Source organism: Dyella halodurans (assembly GCF_026283925.1).
Taxonomy (GTDB): domain Bacteria; phylum Pseudomonadota; class Gammaproteobacteria; order Xanthomonadales; family Rhodanobacteraceae; genus Dyella; species Dyella halodurans.
In genome coordinates this window covers 126,304-144,113 of the sequence record NZ_JAPDPF010000003.1, presented here as the reverse complement: position 1 = coordinate 144,113, position 17,810 = coordinate 126,304, and the positions used below count along the sequence as shown (strand labels likewise).

The 17,810-nt window shown below is 65.7% G+C and carries 19 protein-coding genes and 1 riboswitch; of the genes, 17 read left to right on the top strand and 2 right to left on the bottom strand.

Annotated elements, in window-relative coordinates; genetic code table 11:
* Complete coding sequence (locus OUZ49_RS07440; protein ID WP_266149674.1) at positions 1–1,086, bottom strand: alpha/beta hydrolase family protein; 1,086 nt, start codon at positions 1,084–1,086, stop codon at positions 1–3.
* Positions 1,087–1,229: 143 nt separating this feature from the next.
* On the opposite strand from OUZ49_RS07440, the gene glyA reads away from it, so the two are divergent.
* The 14 genes from glyA (at position 1,230) to OUZ49_RS07370 (ending at position 13,923) form a co-directional block, all read left to right on the top strand.
* Positions 1,230–2,498 carry a serine hydroxymethyltransferase gene (gene glyA, locus OUZ49_RS07435; protein ID WP_266149672.1) on the top strand — a complete coding sequence of 423 codons (1,269 nt, stop codon included), beginning with the start codon at positions 1,230–1,232 and terminating at the stop codon, positions 2,496–2,498.
* A gap of 82 nt (positions 2,499–2,580) precedes the next feature.
* The gene (gene nrdR / locus OUZ49_RS07430; RefSeq protein ID WP_266149670.1) at positions 2,581–3,099 is read left to right on the top strand and encodes a transcriptional regulator NrdR; all 519 of its coding nucleotides are present in this window, start codon (positions 2,581–2,583) and stop codon (positions 3,097–3,099) included.
* Between the two features lie 199 nt (positions 3,100–3,298).
* Positions 3,299–4,399 (top strand): bifunctional diaminohydroxyphosphoribosylaminopyrimidine deaminase/5-amino-6-(5-phosphoribosylamino)uracil reductase RibD, encoded by a 1,101-nt coding sequence (gene ribD, locus OUZ49_RS07425; protein WP_266149668.1) that lies wholly within the window; start codon positions 3,299–3,301, stop codon positions 4,397–4,399.
* A gap of 41 nt (positions 4,400–4,440) precedes the next feature.
* Entirely contained in the window at positions 4,441–5,310 is an 870-nt protein-coding gene (locus tag OUZ49_RS07420; protein WP_266149666.1) for a phytanoyl-CoA dioxygenase family protein, read from the top strand.
* The gene (locus OUZ49_RS07415; RefSeq protein ID WP_266149664.1) at positions 5,307–6,323 is read left to right on the top strand and encodes a Gfo/Idh/MocA family protein; all 1,017 of its coding nucleotides are present in this window, start codon (positions 5,307–5,309) and stop codon (positions 6,321–6,323) included. The genes OUZ49_RS07420 and OUZ49_RS07415 overlap by 4 nt, the downstream gene beginning before the upstream one ends.
* 113 nt (positions 6,324–6,436) lie before the next feature.
* Positions 6,437–6,607: riboswitch (FMN riboswitch) on the top strand.
* A 147-nt stretch (positions 6,608–6,754) separates the two neighbouring features.
* Positions 6,755–7,396, top strand: coding sequence for a riboflavin synthase (locus OUZ49_RS07410; RefSeq protein WP_266149662.1), 642 nt, complete (start codon positions 6,755–6,757; stop codon positions 7,394–7,396).
* A 124-nt stretch (positions 7,397–7,520) separates the two neighbouring features.
* Entirely contained in the window at positions 7,521–8,612 is a 1,092-nt protein-coding gene (gene ribBA, locus OUZ49_RS07405; protein WP_266149660.1) for a bifunctional 3,4-dihydroxy-2-butanone-4-phosphate synthase/GTP cyclohydrolase II, read from the top strand.
* Between the two features lie 169 nt (positions 8,613–8,781).
* On the top strand, positions 8,782–9,741 hold the full coding sequence (ldcA, locus tag OUZ49_RS07400; RefSeq protein ID WP_266149658.1) for a muramoyltetrapeptide carboxypeptidase: 960 nt from the start codon (positions 8,782–8,784) through the stop codon (positions 9,739–9,741).
* A 47-nt stretch (positions 9,742–9,788) separates the two neighbouring features.
* Positions 9,789–10,250 carry a 6,7-dimethyl-8-ribityllumazine synthase gene (gene ribH, locus OUZ49_RS07395; protein WP_266149655.1) on the top strand — a complete coding sequence of 154 codons (462 nt, stop codon included), beginning with the start codon at positions 9,789–9,791 and terminating at the stop codon, positions 10,248–10,250.
* Entirely contained in the window at positions 10,250–10,693 is a 444-nt protein-coding gene (nusB, locus tag OUZ49_RS07390; RefSeq protein ID WP_266149653.1) for a transcription antitermination factor NusB, read from the top strand. Before ribH ends, nusB begins: the two co-directional genes overlap by 1 nt.
* Positions 10,693–11,238 (top strand): GNAT family N-acetyltransferase, encoded by a 546-nt coding sequence (locus OUZ49_RS07385; protein ID WP_266149651.1) that lies wholly within the window; start codon positions 10,693–10,695, stop codon positions 11,236–11,238. Before nusB ends, OUZ49_RS07385 begins: the two co-directional genes overlap by 1 nt.
* A gap of 137 nt (positions 11,239–11,375) precedes the next feature.
* Positions 11,376–12,356 carry a thiamine-phosphate kinase gene (gene thiL, locus OUZ49_RS07380; RefSeq protein ID WP_266149648.1) on the top strand — a complete coding sequence of 327 codons (981 nt, stop codon included), beginning with the start codon at positions 11,376–11,378 and terminating at the stop codon, positions 12,354–12,356.
* On the top strand, positions 12,353–12,856 hold the full coding sequence (locus OUZ49_RS07375; protein WP_266149646.1) for a phosphatidylglycerophosphatase A family protein: 504 nt from the start codon (positions 12,353–12,355) through the stop codon (positions 12,854–12,856). The genes thiL and OUZ49_RS07375 overlap by 4 nt, the downstream gene beginning before the upstream one ends.
* 491 nt (positions 12,857–13,347) lie before the next feature.
* The gene (locus OUZ49_RS07370) at positions 13,348–13,923 is read left to right on the top strand and encodes a hypothetical protein (protein WP_266149643.1); all 576 of its coding nucleotides are present in this window, start codon (positions 13,348–13,350) and stop codon (positions 13,921–13,923) included.
* A gap of 178 nt (positions 13,924–14,101) precedes the next feature.
* Here OUZ49_RS07370 and ahr read toward each other — a convergent pair whose 3' ends face one another.
* On the bottom strand, positions 14,102–15,109 hold the full coding sequence (gene ahr / locus OUZ49_RS07365; protein ID WP_266149641.1) for an NADPH-dependent aldehyde reductase Ahr: 1,008 nt from the start codon (positions 15,107–15,109) through the stop codon (positions 14,102–14,104).
* Positions 15,110–15,270: 161 nt separating this feature from the next.
* Between ahr and OUZ49_RS07360 the strand changes: the two genes are divergently transcribed.
* From OUZ49_RS07360 to hemP, 3 genes are all read left to right on the top strand, one after another.
* Positions 15,271–16,239: a potassium channel beta subunit family protein gene (locus tag OUZ49_RS07360; protein WP_266149639.1), complete on the top strand. Its 969-nt coding sequence runs from the start codon at positions 15,271–15,273 to the stop codon at positions 16,237–16,239.
* Between the two features lie 311 nt (positions 16,240–16,550).
* On the top strand, positions 16,551–17,447 hold the full coding sequence (bla, locus tag OUZ49_RS07355) for a subclass B3 metallo-beta-lactamase (RefSeq protein ID WP_266149637.1): 897 nt from the start codon (positions 16,551–16,553) through the stop codon (positions 17,445–17,447).
* Between the two features lie 89 nt (positions 17,448–17,536).
* On the top strand, positions 17,537–17,758 hold the full coding sequence (gene hemP / locus OUZ49_RS07350) for a hemin uptake protein HemP (RefSeq protein ID WP_266149635.1): 222 nt from the start codon (positions 17,537–17,539) through the stop codon (positions 17,756–17,758).
* Positions 17,759–17,810 lie beyond the last annotated feature (52 nt).

Sequence of the window (17,810 nt, the reverse complement as noted above, 5' to 3'; positions counted from 1 at the left end):
TCAGTCGGCCGGCCAGTGCAAGGCCTGGCGGAAGAATGCCAGCGCATCCGCGTCGATCTGCGCGTGCACCTGTTGGCGATCCACGCCCGGCGGGTCGCTGCACAGCTCGCTGATTTGCTTGGCAAGCGCCGGCGCGCACGGAGTCAGGAACACCCAGTGGTCGGCCTTGGGCACCTCCTTGACGCCGGCCAGGGTGTGGATCAGTGGCTGGATATGGCGGGCATTGGCATCGGGCCGCAGCACATGATCGTTTTCGCCGTAGTACAGGTAGATCGGAGCGGTGACGCCATCGAAGCTATGCGCGTCGAAGACCAGGCTGAGCGGAGCCATCACGAAGGCGGCCTTGACGCGTGGGTCGGCGGTATCGCCATAGCGGTCGAGCTGGTCCTGCCGCCGCTGCATCAGCTGGCGCAGGGTCAGGCCGGACTTGGCTGCCTCGGCCTGGAACTCGGCCAGCTTGCCGCAGACGTTGGGGTCCTTCGGGTAGCGCTCGCAGAAGTCCACGAAGCGCGTAAAGCGGGGTTGGGCGCCCGCCACCATCAGGCCGGTATAGCCGCCGGCTGAGAATCCCGCCACGCCAATGCGCGTCGGGTCGATCAGCGGTTTCCAGCGTGGATCGGCCAGCAGGGTCGAGATGGTCGACTTCACCTGCACCGGGCGCCCGGCCAGCACTTCGATATGGCCGACGCCGCTGGTGTCCTCGAAGTCGTCCCTGGGATGGTTGAGCGTGGCCACGATAAAGCCATGGCTGGCCAGGTAGGTGGCGAGGCCATGGTGGCCCAGGCGCGAGCCGCCGTTGCCGTGTGAAATCACCACCAGCGGCTTCGCACCGGGTACGGCTGGCACACCCATGCGGGCGGCTACCTGGTAGGGCCCCAGCGCCAACGTGCCCGGGGTGGCCTCGGTCGAGGGATAGAACACGTAGCCATCCGTCTGGCCACCGCTCACCGGGTCCGGGATATGGATGGGGGCGATGCCGACGCCGGCGATGCCTGGCGCGGCGAATGCCAGCGGGGCCAGCAGGAGCAGGGCGGGGGCCAGCCAGCGCAGCAGGCGGGGTTGGACACGCGAGGGTTCGATGGGCATCGGACGGGTCCTGCGGTTCGATTGCGTGCGGCGTACGGTACGTTGTACGCAACGTGCGCACAAGTGTCCGGAGGTGGCCCCCATAACACATGACCGCTACACTTTCTCGTTCTAACCCTGTAGCCACCCCAATAGAGGTCAGGATGTTCCCGAAGCACGAGACGATCGCCGGTTACGACAATGAACTGGCCCAGGCCATGGCGGATGAAGCGCGTCGCCAGGAGGATCATGTCGAACTGATCGCTTCCGAGAACTACGCCAGCCCGCGCGTGATGGAAGCGCAGGGCAGCGTGCTGACCAACAAGTACGCCGAGGGTTACCCGGGCAAGCGTTACTACGGCGGCTGCGAATACGTCGACATTGCCGAGCGCCTGGCCATCGATCGCCTCAAGCAGCTGTTCGGCGCCACCTACGCCAATGTGCAGCCGCACTCCGGTTCGCAGGCCAACCAGGCGGTCTACCTCGCCCTGTTGCAGCCGGGCGACACCATCCTCGGCATGAGCCTGGCGCATGGCGGCCATCTCACCCACGGTGCCAAGGTCAATATCTCCGGCAAGCTGTTCAACGCGGTGCAGTACGGCGTCAACGAGCAGGGCCTGGTTGATTACGACGAAGTCGAGCGTCTCGCGCTCGAGCACAAGCCGAAGATGGTCGTGGCCGGTTTCAGCGCCTACTCGCAGGTCATGGACTGGGCCCGTTTCCGCGCCATCGCCGACAAGGTCGGTGCCTACCTGTTCGTGGACATGGCGCACGTCGCCGGCCTGGTCGCTGCAGGCGTTTACCCGAGTCCGGTGCCGCATGCGCATCTGGTCACCTCCACCACGCACAAGACGCTGCGCGGTCCGCGCGGCGGCATCATCGTGGCCAACCAAGCCTCAATGGGGCAGGCCGGCGAAGAGATCGAGAAGAAGCTGCAGTCGATCGTGTTCCCGGGCATCCAGGGCGGTCCGCTGATGCACGTGATCGCCGCCAAGGCGGTCGCCTTCAAGGAAGCGCTGGAGCCGTCGTTCAAGACCTACCAGGCGCAGGTGGTCAAGAACGCCAAGGCCATGGCCAAGACGTTTATCGAGCGCGGCTACAAGATCGTTTCCGGCGGCACCGAGAACCACCTGATGCTGGTCGACATGATCGGCCGCGACGTCACCGGCAAGGACGCGGAAGAAGCGTTGGGCAAGGCCCATATCACGGTCAACAAGAACGCCGTGCCGAACGATCCCCGCAAGCCCTTCGTCACCTCGGGCCTGCGCGTGGGCACGCCGGCCATCACCACGCGCGGCTACCAGGAAGCGGACGTGGTCGAGCTGACCCAGTGGATCTGCGACGTGCTGGACGCGCCGAATGACGAGGCAGTGATCGCCCGCGTGCGCGAGCAGGTCACCGCGCAGTGCCACAAGTTCCCGGTTTACGGCTGAGACCGGGCACGAGTTCGCAGGAGCGGGGGAGAGCACAGACATGGTCAGGCCTTTCCCACTCCTGCATACTCATGGCTGACCCATGCATTGCCCCTTCTGCCAGCACGAAGACACGCGCGTCATCGACTCCCGCCTCACCGAGGACGGCGCCACGGTGCGTCGCCGCCGCGAATGCCCCAAGTGCAGCGAACGCTTCAATACGTTCGAAACGGCGGAGCTGAAGCTGCCCACCATCGTCAAGAGCGGCGAGCGCCGCGAACCGTTCGATGAGCGCAAGTTGCGCGTGAGCTTCGAGCGCGCGCTGCAGAAGCGGCCGGTGCCCACCCACTCGGTGGATGCCGCCGTGCGCGAGATCGTCAACGACCTGTGCCGCTGCGGCGAACGCGAAGTGCCGTCGCGACAGGTCGGCGAGCTGGTGATGCGCGAGCTGAAGAAGCTCGACCAGGTGGCCTATGTGCGCTTCGCCTCGGTCTATCGCAAGTTCGAGGACGTGCAGGCGTTCCGCGAGGAAATCGAGAAGCTCGAGCGCGACTTGCCGGAGCTGGAGGCGTTGCAGCTTTCGCTCTTGGGCGAGAGCGTGGCGCGGCGCAAGAAGTCCTAAGCACTGCTCCCTCTCCCCTTTGGGGAGAGGGTTGGGGTGAGGGGTCAATCTAGCCTCGTCGCTGAGTCGAAGCCGGCTTTCGTTGAAACGATTCCGCGAGCACCCGCCCCTCACCTCAATCCTCTCCCCAAAGGGGAGAGGAAGTAAAAGCCGCTACTTCGCATAGACTGACGCCACCGCACTGCGAATCGGCTCGGTAATGACGTCCACCTTCACCGCGATCGACCACGCCCACATGGCGCACGCCCTGCGCCTGGCCGAGCGCGGCCTGTTCACCACCCAGCCTAATCCGCGCGTCGGTTGCGTGATCGCGCATGGCGAGCAGGTGGTCGGCACGGGTTTTCATCAACGCGCTGGCGAACCGCACGCCGAGGTGTTCGCGTTGCGCGAGGCCGCTGACCAGGCGCGTGGTGCTACGGCCTATGTGACCCTGGAACCTTGCGCGCATCACGGCCGCACGCCGCCCTGCGCCGATGCGTTGATCGCCGCCGGCGTGGCGCGCGTGGTGATCGCGGCCGAGGACCCATTCCCGCAAGTCGCCGGCCGCGGCATCGGCAAGCTGCGCGATGCCGGTATCGCAGTCGAGACGGGGCTGCTGCGCGAACGCGCACGCGAACTCAATATCGGCTTCTTCAGCCGTATCGAACGCGGTCGCCCCTGGGTGCGCGTCAAGCTCGCGATGAGCCTGGATGGCCGCACCGCGCTGGCCGACGGCGAATCGAAGTGGATTACCGGCGAGGCCGCACGTGCAGACGTGCAACGCTGGCGAGCCCGTAGCTCGGCGATCCTCACGGGCTCCGGCACGGTGCTGGCGGATGATCCACGCTTGAATGTGCGCCTGCCCGGCGGCGAAGCGTTTACGCCGCCGTTGCGGGTTGTCCTCGATCGGCAGTTGCGTACGCCTGCAGGTAGCCACGTACTGGACGGCACGGCGCCGACCTTGCTGTTGCATGGTGAGCAGGCAGGGGCGAACGATGGCCGCTTTCACAAGGTCGAGCTCGCGGTGGTCGCGGAGCAGGGCGATGCGTTGGATTTATCCGCCGTACTCGGCGTGCTCGCGCATCGTCATTGCAGCGAAGTGCATGTGGAAGCCGGTCCCACCTTGTGCGGTGCGCTGTTCGCCGCCGGCCTGGTCGACGAGCTGTTGATCTACGTGGCCCCCTTATTGCTCGGCGATGCCGCGCGCCCGCTGTTGCAGCTGCCGTTGTTGACGGATATGGCGGCGCGTTGGAAATTGCAGGCCATCGATCGACGCATCGTCGGTGACGACCTTCGCTTGCTGATGCGATCCGCTGCCTAGGTGCGCCGCTTCTTTCGGATTCGAGATCAAAGGTATCAGGCATGACCCAGTCGCAGCATTCGCAGCCAGGTGTATTGACGGAGTCGGAGCGTGCTTCGTTCCGCGAGCAGGGCTATCTGATCCGCAAGATCCTGGATGACGCCAGTGTCGCCCGCTACGTGGCCGCCGTGGAAGCATCGCGCCGCGAACGCGGCGATGCCGCGCGCATGAGCAACCTGCAATTCCTGCAGCCGGGCAAGGCCATTCGCGGCGTGCAGGACATCATCTGCAACGCCGACATCCTCGCCGTGTGCCGCGATTTGTTGGGGGATGGCATCGTGATCGATGGCGCTTCGCTGTTCTACGGCGATGCCGGCATCGACTACCGCCAGGGCTGGCATCGCGACGTGCTGCAGGTGCCGGACGAGCTGGTGGATCCGAGCTGGTTCAGTGACGACTACGCTTACAACTACGTGCAGATGAATATGCCGCTGACCGTGGACGGCTGCCTGTGGATCGTGCCGGGCAGTCACCGCCGCCAGCTCAACGCGGAGGAGCGGACGATCTTTGGCAACACCGAGAAGATGGCGCCGGTGGACGCCGCCGAACTCAGCGGCGGCAGGCAGATCGTGGTGCAGCCGGGCGAAGCGGTGTTCTACAACAACTACGCGGTGCATCGCGGCTACGGTGGCGTGCTCAAGGACCGGCGCATCACCATCCATCTCGGTTTCCATTCCAGCACGCGCCCACCGACCTGCCACTTCGGCGTGCTCGATCACACCGAATACACGGTGGACTACTTGTCATCACTGGAACCCAATGTGCGCGAGGCCTTGCGTCTGCATTTGGTCGAGCGCGCCAAGCACCCGGAAGTGAACATGTTCCACGCCTATCACCAGCAGTTTCTCGGCAAGGAGTTCAAGACCACATGACGACGCCATCGATACGCTGGGGCATCATCGGCTGCGGCAATGTCACCGAGGTGAAGAGTGGCCCTGCCTTCAGCAAGACGCCGAATTCCTCGCTGGTGGCGGTGATGCGTCGTGATGGCGACAAGGCGCGCGACTATGCGCAGCGCCACGGCGTGGCGCGTTGGTATGACGATGCCGCCGCCTTGATCGCCGACCCGGACGTCAATGCCGTCTACGTGGCCACGCCGCCGTCGACGCACAAGCAATACGCCTTGATGAGCATCGCCGCGGGCAAGCCGGTGTATGTGGAAAAGCCCATGGCCATGGATGCCGCCGAATGCGACGCGATCATCCGTGCGGGCCGCGAGGCGAACGTGCCCGTGTTCGTGGCCTATTACCGCCGTCGCCTGCCGCGCTTCCTCAAGGTGCGCGAGCTGATCTTCGACGAGCAGGCCATCGGCACGCCGCGCATCGTCAACAGCGTGCTGCACGAACCGCATCATCCGCGCTACCACGATCCGGCGAACCTGCCCTGGCATGTACGGCCGGAAATTTCCGGTGGCGGCATCTTCATGGACATTGGCTGCCACACGCTGGACATTCTGGACTGGCTGTTCGGCCCCATAGTTGCGGCCAGCGGACAGGCGAGCAATCAGCTCGGCGCCTACCCGGTGGAGGACACCGTGGCGATGTCGTTCGCCTTCGGCAACGGCATGCTCGGCACCGGCCTGTGGCAGTTCGGCAGCTACCAGCATCACGACCAGATCGAAGTGATCGGTGATCGCGGCCGCATCACCTTCGCCACCTTTGGCGACGGTCCGATCCGGGTCGAGAACGCCGACGGCGCCAGGGAGCTGCGCATCAACAACCCCCTGCATATCCAGCAGCCGCTGGTCGAAACCATCGTGGCCGAGCTGACCGGCCAGGCCGGTGCCTGTCCTTCGACTGCGGTGACCGGCGCGCGCACGAGCTGGGTGATGGATCAGGTGTTGCGGGACTATCGCCGCCAGACGGGGCAGGCCATCGGGATGTGAGCGTGGCCAGGCGGCTGGCCGGACAGATTGTTCTGCCAGCTGCACGATCCCGCGCAAAGCGTCGCCGGGGAAGGTGGTAGACTGCGCAGGCCGGTTCGCCGGTAAAACCACAACGACGTCTTCAGGGCGGGGTGCGACTCCCCACCGGCGGTAGGTACCTTCAAGGTGCGAGCCCGCGAGCGCTTCCGGCCTAGCCGGAAGGTCAGCAGATCCGGTCCAAATCCGGAGCCGACGGTTGGAAGCTGGCGACAGCCTCCAGAAAGTCCGGATGAGAGAAGACGGTACGGTGCGCGCCTTCGCGGGCGCGTGCCTGCCAGACGCCTTGGGGCGTTTTTCGCATGCTATTCACGCGGGAAACGTTTCATGTCCAAGCATCGTTACAACCGGCTTCGTTGCCGTTCGGTCGCCGCCTTCGCCAGGGAGGTGTGCTGATGTTCACCGGGATCATCCAGACCGTGGGTCGCATTGCGCGGCTCGAACCGCGTGGCGGTGATGTGCGCCTGCACGTCGATACCGCCGACCTCGACCTTGCCGATGTGCAGCTGGGCGACAGCATTGCCGTGTCCGGCGTGTGCCTGACCGCCGTCACGCTGGAGTCGCGCGGCTTCGGCGCGGACGTCTCCAACGAGACGCTGTCGCTCACCACCTTGGGCAAGCTGAAGGCCGGCGACCCGGTCAATCTCGAAAAGGCCTTGCGCCTGGCCGATCGTTTGGGTGGCCATCTGGTGTCCGGCCATGTCGATGGCCTGGGCAAGGTGGTGTCGATCACGCCCGACGGACGCTCGCTGCGCTGGATGTTTGAAGTGCCGGCCGCGCTGTCGCGCTACATCGCCGCCAAGGGCTCGGTCTGCATCGACGGCACCAGCCTGACCGTCAACGAAGTGGCTGGCCATCGCTTCGGCGTCAACCTGATTCCGCACACGGTGGAACACACCGCGTTCCATGCGCGTCGCGTGGGCGATGCGGTGAATATCGAGGTGGACGTGGTGGCGCGCTATATCGAGCGACTGATCGCCAGCGGAGACGCGCCGAAGCTCGATGAGGCGTTCCTTAAGCAACACGGTTTCGTCTGACGTCCGTCGTCCCCGCGAAAGCGGGGACCCAACGTCTTTCGCACGACTCAAGGCGCTGGATCCCCGCTTTCGCGGGGATGACGAGTAAAGGCAGCGCCGCGACAAACTTTCTCTGGATACTCCCATGAGCTTCAACACCATCCCCGAAATCCTCGAAGACATCCGCGCCGGCCGCATGGTCGTGATCCTCGATGACGAGGATCGCGAGAACGAAGGCGACCTGATCATGGCGGCGCAGATGGTGCGCCCGGAAGACATCAACTTCATGGTGCGCGAGGCCCGCGGCCTGGTCTGCCTGACGTTGACCGAGCATCGCACGCGCCAGCTGGGCCTCAAGCCCATGGTGGTCGACAACACCTCGCCCTACCAGACCAACTTCACCGTTTCGATCGAGGCGGCCGAGGGCGTCACCACCGGCATCTCCGCCCACGATCGCGCACGCACGATCCAGGTGGCGGTGAAGTCGGATGCGAAGCCGCAGGACCTCTCGCAGCCCGGCCATATCTTCCCGCTCACCGCCCAGCCGGGTGGCGTGTTGACGCGTGCAGGCCATACCGAGGCCGGCTGCGATCTGGCCGCGCTGGCAGGGCTGGAGCCTTCCGCCGTGCTGATCGAGATCCTGCACGAGGACGGCTCGATGGCGCGTCGCCCCGAGCTGGAAGTCTTCGCCAGGAAGCATGGCCTGAAGATCGGCAGCATCGCCGACCTGATCCGTTATCGCCTGGAAACCGAGAAGACCGTCGCGCGCGTCTATGAAGAGGACGTGCAGACCGAGTTCGGCCCGTTCCGCCTGGTGGCTTATCGCGATGCGATCCGTCACGGCCTGCATTTCGCCCTGGTCCGCGGCAAGGTGGATGACGGCGCGCCGGTGCTGACCCGTGTGCATGTGCGCAACACGCTTTCCGACGTGTTGCATCTGCAGCGCGATGACCTTGGCCTGACCGTCACGTCCGGGTTGCGCCGCATTGCCGACGAAGGCCGTGGTGCGCTGCTGGTGCTCTCGGGTGAGGACACAGCGGAGGCCTTGCTGCGTCGACTCAATCGCCAGCCGGTGACCCAGGCGCCGGAAGAAGCGCAGCAGCAGGAATGGCGCCAGCTTGGCCTTGGCGCGCAGATCCTGGCCGACCTGGGGATCTGCCAGCTGCGGGTGCTGGGCACGCCGCGCAAGATGGTGGGCCTGGGTGGCTTTGGGCTGGAGGTGGTGGAGTACGTTTGAGGGGCCACCAGCCTCACGTCGCTCCCTCACCCCCGTCGTCCCAGCGAAAGCTGGGATGACCGTAGTAGGTAGGGTGCGATGACGGTGCAGGGTTTTCGCCCCTTCATGCCCTCGGAACGCCAGCTCGCCAAGCCCATACTCCAGGCCCATCTCCAGACCAGACGCCGCCATGACCCGACTACGCCTGATCGCCCCCTCCGGCTACCCGCACGACCGTGATGCCATGGCCCGCGGCGTGGCCCGCCTGCGTGTGGCCGGTTGCACGGTGGATGGACTGGACGTGCTCGACCGCGTCGAACACCGCTATGCCGGCAGCGACGCCGAGCGCGTGGCCGATCTGAACGCCCTGGCCATCCATCCGTCCCTGCCGGATATCGCGCTGGCGATCCGTGGCGGCTACGGGGCCACCCGGCTGCTCGAACATATCCACTACGGCGCCTTGCGCGAACGCCTGGCCGGCACGGCCACCCTGCTGGTCGGCCACAGCGACTTCACCGCGATCCAGATGGCCTTGCACGCGAAGAGCGGCCTCACCACGTTCGGCGGCCCCATGCTGGGTGCGGACTTCGGCGCACCGGAGCTCAACCCGCTGATGTGGGAACACTTCTGGCGCACGGTATCCGCGCCGGAGGCCTCGGCAGGCTGGGCCACCGATCCGGCCGCCGAGCTGGATGTCCATGGCCCGCTCTGGGGCGGCAATCTCGCCGTGCTGTGCAGCCTGCTCGGCACGCCGTACTTCCCGCGCATCGACGGCGGCATCCTGTTCGTCGAGGACGTGGGCGAGCCGCCGTTCCGCATCGAGCGCCTGCTGTACCAGCTGCACCTTTCCGGCGTGCTGGATCGCCAGCGCGCCTTGGTACTGGGCCATTTCAGCCAGTGCCGGCCGCATGCCTACGACAACGGCTACGACGTCGACGCTGCGTTCGCGCAGATCAGCCGGGTGGCGCGGGTGCCGGTGGTGCGGGGCCTGCCGTTTGGCCACGAGCCGGACAAGTTCACCCTGCCATTCGGCGTGCCGGCCCGGCTGCAGGTGGCGAACGGGCAGGCCAGGCTGCATTTTTCCGGCCATCCCCACCTTTCCGGGGCGGTTTCCCGGCCCGATCCGGGCAAGTTGCCCCAAATCCCGTAAAATGTCCGGCCCGCATGGGCCACCGAGCCCTCAGGAAGCGCACCCCCATGAAGATCATCGAAGGCGATTTCGCCACGCCCAAAGGCCGTTTTGCCATTGTCGCCGGCCGTTTCAACGGTTTTGTCGTCGAGCCCCTGGTGGCCGGCGCGCGGGACGTGCTGGTGCGCCATGGCGTGAAGGACGACGCGATCGAGCTGATCCGCGTGCCGGGCGCCTGGGAAATCGCGCTGGCGGCCCACAAGGTGGCGAATTCAGGCAAGTACGCGGCGGTGATCGCGCTGGGCGCCGTCATCCGCGGTTCCACCCCCCATTTTGACTACGTCGCCGGCGAATGCGCCAAGGGCCTGGCCCAGGCGGCGTATGCTTCCGGCGTGCCGGTGGCGTTTGGCGTGCTGACCACCGACAGCATCGAGCAGGCCATCGAGCGTTCCGGCACCAAGGCCGGCAACAAGGGCGCCGATGCGGCGCTGGCGGCGCTCGAGATGGTCAACCTGTACGGAAAGCTGTGATGAGTCGTCCCGAAGGCATCGATCTCGCTGCGCGTTCGCGCGCCCGCCGGCGCGCACTGCAGGCGTTGTATGCGTGGCAGCTCAGCGGCAGCCACATGAATGCGGTGATCGATCAGTTCCGCCACGAGCAGGACATGGAAGTGGCCGACCTCGAATACTTCGAGGACCTGCTGCACGGGGTGGAGCGCAACATCGACGCGATCGATACCAGCCTCAAGCCCTTCGTGGATCGTGACGTCGGCCAGATCGACCCGATCGAGCGCGCGGCGCTGCGCCTGGCCGCCTACGAGTTGAAGTACCGCCCGGACGTGCCGTATCGCGTGATCATCAACGAGGCGATCGAAGTCACCAAGCGCTTTGGCGCCGACCACGGCCATAGCTACGTCAACGGCGTGCTCGACAAGCTGGCCGGTACCCTGCGTACCACCGAGAAGCGCGGCTGATGACCGGCCGGCACGGGCGGTTGGCCGACGGTCTGGTGCCCGTGCTCGAAACCGAGCGGCTGCGGCTGCGTGGGCATCGGATCGATGACCACGCCGCCTGTACGGCGATCTGGTCGGATCCGGAGGTCACCCGCTATATCGGTGGCCGGCCGTTCACCGCCGAAGAAGTGTGGAAGCGGCTGCTGCAGTACGCCGGCATGTGGTCCCTGCTCGGCTACGGTTACTGGGCCGTCGAGGAAAAACTCAGCGGCCGCTATATCGGCGACATCGGCTATGCCGATTTCAAGCGCGATCTGCAGCCGTCGCTGGAAGGCATGCTGGAATTTGGCTGGGTGCTGGCGCCGTCGGCGCATGGCAAAGGCTATGCGAGCGAGGCCGTCGCTGCTGTCACGGCTTGGGGCGAACGTCACTTGGGCGCGCTGCGCGCGGTCTGCATCATTGCGCCTGAGAACCTGCCATCGATTCGCGTGGCTGAGAAAGCCGGCTTTCAGCGCTGGCAGGAAACCACCTATCACGGCAGTCCCACCCTGGTGTTCTCGCGTTAGGAAGGCACTGCGCTCCTTGCGCATCGCCCGGCTGCATTGAAGTCATTGCACCGCGAAACCCTGCGTTTGATCCATGCTGGCTTGCACTGGCGGCGGCCAGATGTTCTCCTGCTGACTGATCCAGGATCGCCGCAAGCATGGAATTCCAACTGATCGACCGTATTCGCGAACGCACTGCGCAAGGCCGCGAAGACGTTCGCCTGGGCATTGGCGACGACGCCGCCCTGGTGGCGCCGCCGCCAGGTCAGGAGATCGCCATCGCGATCGACACCCTGGTCGAAGGCGTGCATTTCCCGCAGGGCACGGCGCCGGCCGATATCGGCTGGAAATCCCTGGCGGTGAACCTGTCCGATCTCGCCGCCATGGGGGCGAGCCCTGCATGGGCGCTGCTGGCGCTCACGCTGCCAACGCAGGCGGCGGCGCAGACCCGGGATTTCATCGATGGCTTCGCTGACGGCTTCGCCGCGCTGGCGCAGCCGCACCGGCTGGCCCTGATCGGCGGCGACACGACGCGCGGCGCGCTGTCGATAAGCGTCGCCGTGCATGGCTTCGTACCACCCGGCAAGGCATTGACCCGCGCCGGCGCGCGCGCCGGTGACGTGGTGCTGGTGACCGGCACCTTGGGCGATGCCGCCGCAGGCCTGCAGTTGTTGCAGCAAGGAGCCCGCATCGACGAAGGCGATGGTCGCGCGGCCTATCTGATTGAACGCCTGAACCGGCCCACACCACGGCTGGCCGCCGGCCTCGCCCTGCGTGAGCGGGCCAGCGCCTGCATCGATATTTCCGACGGCCTGCTGGCCGATCTCGGCCATATCTGCGCAGCGAGTGGGCTCGGGGCGGAGATCGACGCAGCCTTACTGCCGCGCTCGTCCATGCTGCTGGGCGCATTTGACGATGTCGCTGCGCGCGACTTCGCGCTGAGCGGTGGCGACGACTACGAGCTGTGCTTTACGGTGCCGCCTGCGCGAGTGGCCGAAGTGCAGACGGATCTGGCACGCATGGGCTGTGGCGCCACGCGTATCGGGCGCATGCTCGAAAGCGATGGCGTGCGGGTGCGCGATGTGCATGGCCAATGGCTGGAAGTGGCGCGCCGCGGGTGGGATCATTTCGCCGCATGAGTGACCAGAAGATCCTCACCTCCGAGCAACGCCGCCGCCTGCTCGCCACGCCGGCGGGCTGGCTCGCCTGCGGCTTCGGCTCCGGGCTGGCGCCGGTGGCGCAAGGCACCTTCGGCTCATTGGCGGCCATCCTGCCCTGGCTGTTGCTGCGCTCCTTGCCGCTGCAGCTCTACCTCTTCACCTTGCTGGTCGCGTTCACCATCGGCGTGTGGGCGTGCGGTTTCGCGGGTCGCGTGCTCGGCGTCGATGATCACCGCAGCATCGTGTGGGACGAATTCGTCGGTTTGTGGATCGCCCTGATTCCGGCGCTGCTGGCGCCCTGGTGGATGGTGCTTATCGGCTTCGCCTTGTTCCGCCTGTTCGATGTCTGGAAACCCTGGCCAATTGGCTGGCTGGATCGCCGCCTCAAGGGCGGCCTCGGTGTGATGGTGGATGATGTCGTGGCTGGCGTATTCGCAGCCATCGTGCTGGCGGTCGTGCAGGCGCTATTGCACGCCTGAGCTCGCGCAGTGCGAGGGTCGCCACGTTCCTGCGGCGGCGCTGATCTCTCTCCGTGTTGCAGCGAAGGTGCCGAGCACCCTCGCGCCGCGTGCCTCGAGCTACAGGTCTGCGCAGGTCTGTGCATAGGAATTATTCCTGCACAGGCGGCATCTGCGGCCTAAAGCCTTTACGTGTCATGCATGGCGGTGTTACATCTTGTGCCGTCCGGGACAGGGGGCGTTTGGACGTCCGTGACGCACTGACTTCTGCCTGCCACATGGCGGCAGTACACATTCGCCGGTGCGTCGGTGAGCGCGTAAAGCGTCCGACCCTGCGGTTGCGGGAGCGCCACGGAGGCGTTCACGCGCCGGGTTGCCGACATCGGGGACAGCGATATTCCGGACATTGACGCTGCCGCCATCTGGCGGCGTCAGCGGTTACTGGCGTCGTACCCGGGTGCTGCATGGCTTGATGCCAGTTCCAGGCTCTCGATTCACTTCTAGGGGGTGTTATGCGTAGGCTTCTTATCAAGAGTGCATGTCTGGTCGCGGTGCTGATTGCGCCGTCGCTGGCCGCAGCGGCGGGCACCTCACCTCCGGGACCTTGCAGGTTGATCGATCCGTCGACCTGCCCCAACGCCAACGAACTGGTGAAGTCCTCCGGCTTTGCCCAGGCGTTGGGACACTTTGCGAACAGCGCGAAAGCCAACTATTTCCGTTCCAATCGCTCCCTGAGCGAACAGGCGCTTACCGTCCTTGGGGGCACGCCGGAGCACGTCGTACTGCTGGACGACAAGCGTTTCCTGTTTGCGGCCGTGCCATCGCATGACCGCGGGGGTGACGCGGCGGTGGTGATCCTCAACGAGTTCGGCCAGATCCAGGCCTTGGGATTCTCCAGCTTCCACTGCGACGTTGCTTGCGAGGACCACCGCTACCTGGACTTCTACGTGAGGAAGGACACCCAGGATGAGGCGGTCCTGGCGGCGCTGAAGACCTGGGGAACCAGTGACCGGATCCGCAAGGCACTATGGCGTTCGGACGCTGACGACGGCCTCGACGGGCGCACCGCGGTCCACGTGCTTCCCTGAGTGCGGCCGGGCCGGCGCGACAAGCAGCGTTTGGCCCTGCTGTTTCGCCCATCGCTCGCGGACATCGACGCCGATGCCCGCGGGCGAAGCAAGGCTGTGCTGACAGGGCAGGATTTCCATCAAGCACCGGGCCAGACCTGCCTAGCCCAGTCCCGCCGCGATTCAGGCGCTGGTCCGTCTACGCCTCCAGCACGATGCGGTAGCGCGCCTTGCCATCGGCCAGATGCCTGAGCGCTTGATTGACCTGGTTCATGGGGAACATTTCCACCTGCGGACGCACGTCGTGGCGGGTCGCGAAGTCGAGCAGGGTGGCGATGTCGATGGGCGAACCGGTAGGCGAGCCGGACACTTCGCGTTCCCCCAGGATCAACGCGAATGCCGATATCGGAATCGGTTCCAGGATGGCGCCGACGACATGCATGCGGCCGCGCGGCGCCAGCGTGCCGATATACGCATTCCAGTCCATCGGGACATTGACGGTCACCAGGAGCAGGTCCAGCGTGCCGGCAATGGCGCTGATGGCCGCAGCATCGCGACTTGCGACCACGTGGTGGGCGCCGAAACCTCGTGCCTCAGCCTCCTTGGCCGCGGTGGACGTAAAGGCTGTCACCTCGCAGCCCCAGGCATTGGCGAACTTGATCGCCATATGGCCGAGGCCGCCGATGCCGACCACGCCGACACGGGCGCTGGGGCTGATGCTGTAGGCCAGGAAGGGTTTGAGCACGGTGATACCGCCGCAGAACAGCGGGCCTGCGCTGGGCAAGTGGATGTTTTCCGGCAGCGGAATGACCCAGGCCCAGTGCGCGCGCACCTTGTCGGCGAAGCCCCCGTGGTGGACGCCCATGGTGGGCACGGATTCGGGACACAGGTTCTGGTGGCCCGACAGGCATTGATGGCAATGCATGCAGCTTTCCGCCGTCCAGCCGATGCCCACGCGCTGGCCGACCTTGACCCCCTTGGCATGCGAGCCGACGGCAATCACACGACCGATCACCTCATGCCCTGGTACGAACGGAAAGCGTGACATGCCCCATTCGTTGTCGATCATGGACAGGTCGGAATGGCAGATGCCGCAGTAGTCCACGGCCACCTCCACCTCCTCAGCGCCGAGCGGTCCGAGATCAAACTCGCTGAAAACCAGCGGCTTGCCCGCCTCTTGCGCGGCCCAACCCTTCATCAGTGACATGGCATGGTTCCTTGGCAGAAAGGGATGCAAACGTCGAAGCCGCGAGAGCGTAGCCGGGAGGGCGTCGGCATGACGTATAGGCGAGCGCCAAAGCAGCCATGCTGGACGCAGGCCGCATGCTCTTGGCATGCTGATCCATCCCCATGAAAGCGGAGTGCCCCATGCAATATCGACGTCTAGGAAAATCGGGCCTGCAGTTGTCCGCGCTGTCGTTTGGCGCCTGGGTCACCTTCGGCAAACAGGTGGGACGCTCGCTGGCGCGCGATCTGCTGGCCATGGCGCACGATCGCGGCGTGAATTTCTTCGACAACGCCGAGGTCTACAACCATGGCGTGGCCGAAACCCTGATGGGTGATGTGCTGGCCGATCTACGCTTTCCGCGCGACAGCTATTGCGTGTCCAGCAAGGTGTATTTCGGTGCGGTCGAGCAGCCGCTGCCGACCCAGCGCGGCCTTTCTCGCAAGCACGTGATCGAAGCCTGCCACCAGGCCTTGCAGCGGCTGCGGGTCGAGCATCTCGATCTGTACTTCTGCCATCGCCCTGATCCGGATACGCCGATCGCGGAAACCGTGGCGGCAATGGATACCCTGGTGCGCCAGGGCAAGGTGCTCTATTGGGGCACCAGCGAGTGGCCCGCCGAGGCGATCGTCGAGGCCCATCGCGTGGCGCGCGAGAACCATCTTTACGCGCCGGTGATGGAGCAGCCGCAGTACAACCTGCTGCATCGCGAACGGCTGGAGCAGGAGTACGCGCCGCTCTACGACGCCTACGGCATGGGCACCACGATCTGGTCGCCGCTGGCCTCCGGATTGCTGAGCGGCAAGTACAACGATGGCATGCCTGCCGATGCGCGCCTGGCGCAACCGGGCTATGAGTGGCTGCGCGACGCGATCCTGGAGCAGGGCGGCGACAAGATCGCCAAGGTACGCCGCCTCGCCCCGATCGCCGCCGACCTGGGCGTGTCGCTGGCGCAGCTGTCGATCGCCTGGTGTCTGGTCAATCCGCATGTGTCGACGGTGATGCTGGGGGCCAGCCGGCTGGAGCAGCTGGAGCAGAATCTGTCGGCGCTGGAGGTGATACCGAAGCTGGATGCCGGCGTGCTCAAGCGCATCGATGAGGCGTTGCGCTGATGGCGTAATAAGCGCCCGAGCCCTTCGCTTATGTAGAAGCGCGCCCAGTGCGCGACCCCGGCGATACCACGGTCGCTGGTCAGTAACTCGGGTAGCCGCGCTGTGCCATCCGGCAGTCCTGCCGGATGGTCGCGCACTGGGTGCGCTCCTGCACAGGGAGGCGATGCGCCTTGTTTGCCCAATAAAGCCATGTTGCGCCCGCCGGAGCGCCGAGCCCGGCCGCCCTCGTTGCCTATGCCGCGGTCACCATGCATGGCGACTGGAATACACCGATCGCCGATACATCTCGTCAGAAAAGGAGATTCCCCCGCATGAAGCCGCTCGCCATCCTTCTCGCCACGTGCGTGGCCGCGCTGTCCGCATCATTCGCGCTCGCCGAACCACCGGAGTGGACGCAGCCGCAAAAGCCCTTCCGCATCTACGGCAATACGTATTACGTCGGCACGCGTGGACTCAGTGCAATTCTTGTCGCCTCGCCGCAGGGACTCGTGCTGATCGACGCCCCGATGGAGCGCAATGCGCCGCAGATCGAAGCGAATATCAAGGCGCTGGGTTTTCGCGTGGCGGACATCAAGCTGATCCTCAACACCCACGCGCACCTTGACCATGCCGGTGCCATCGCCACGCTGGCGCGTGACAGTGGTGCGCGCGTGGCAGCGAGCGAGGCCGGGGCGAAGGCCCTGAGCTTGGGCGGCAAGGATCCGGACGATCCGCAATTCGGTGAAACGTCCCCGTTTGCGCCCGTTGCCGAGGTGACGTCGGTGCCCGATGGCGGCGTAGTGCGCGTGGGCGAGCTTGCCATCACCGCGCACTACACGCCGGGCCACACGCCGGGCAGTACCACGTGGACCTGGCAATCCTGCGATGCCGGTCATTGCCTCAACATGGTCTATGCGGACAGCCTCTACCCCTACGGCGCCAAGGGCTACCACTTCACCGACGACGCGGCGCATCCGCATCGCGTGGAGGACTTTCGCCGCGGCATCGACGCCCTTGCCGCGCTGCCCTGCGACATCCTGATTACCCCGCATCCGGAGCAGAGTGATTTCCTCGACCGGGTGGCGCGGCGCGATGCCGGCACGACGCCCAATCCGCTGGTCGACGCCAACGCCTGCCGTGCCTATGCCAAGCAGGGAAGGGGAAATCTGGAGGCTCGCCTCGCCAAGGAACGCGCCGAGGCGAAGGGCCCGAGCCCGTCGGGTCACTGAGCAACCGTTGGGTGCGGCGAATCAGTGGGTTGACACGCAAATGCGAATCATTATCATCGAGTGGCCACTTCCGACTGCGGAGTTCCCTCATGACGATGCCCGTCCTGTCACTGCCTCAACGTGCTGAAGCGCCAGCCCGCCCGTTTCGCCTGCTCAGCCTCCAGCCCACCGCCGCTGACGACACCCCGGCGACGCGGCGCATCTCCAGCCAGCTGCTGCTGAACGGCGAGCGCGAGCTGGTGATCCAGCATCAGGGCAGCGAATACCACCTGCGGCTCACCCGCAATAACAAGCTGATCCTGACGAAATAGCTCGCCGTCCCCCGAGGAGCGCTTTGTGGGCAAGGACGCCCGTTCGCCTGCT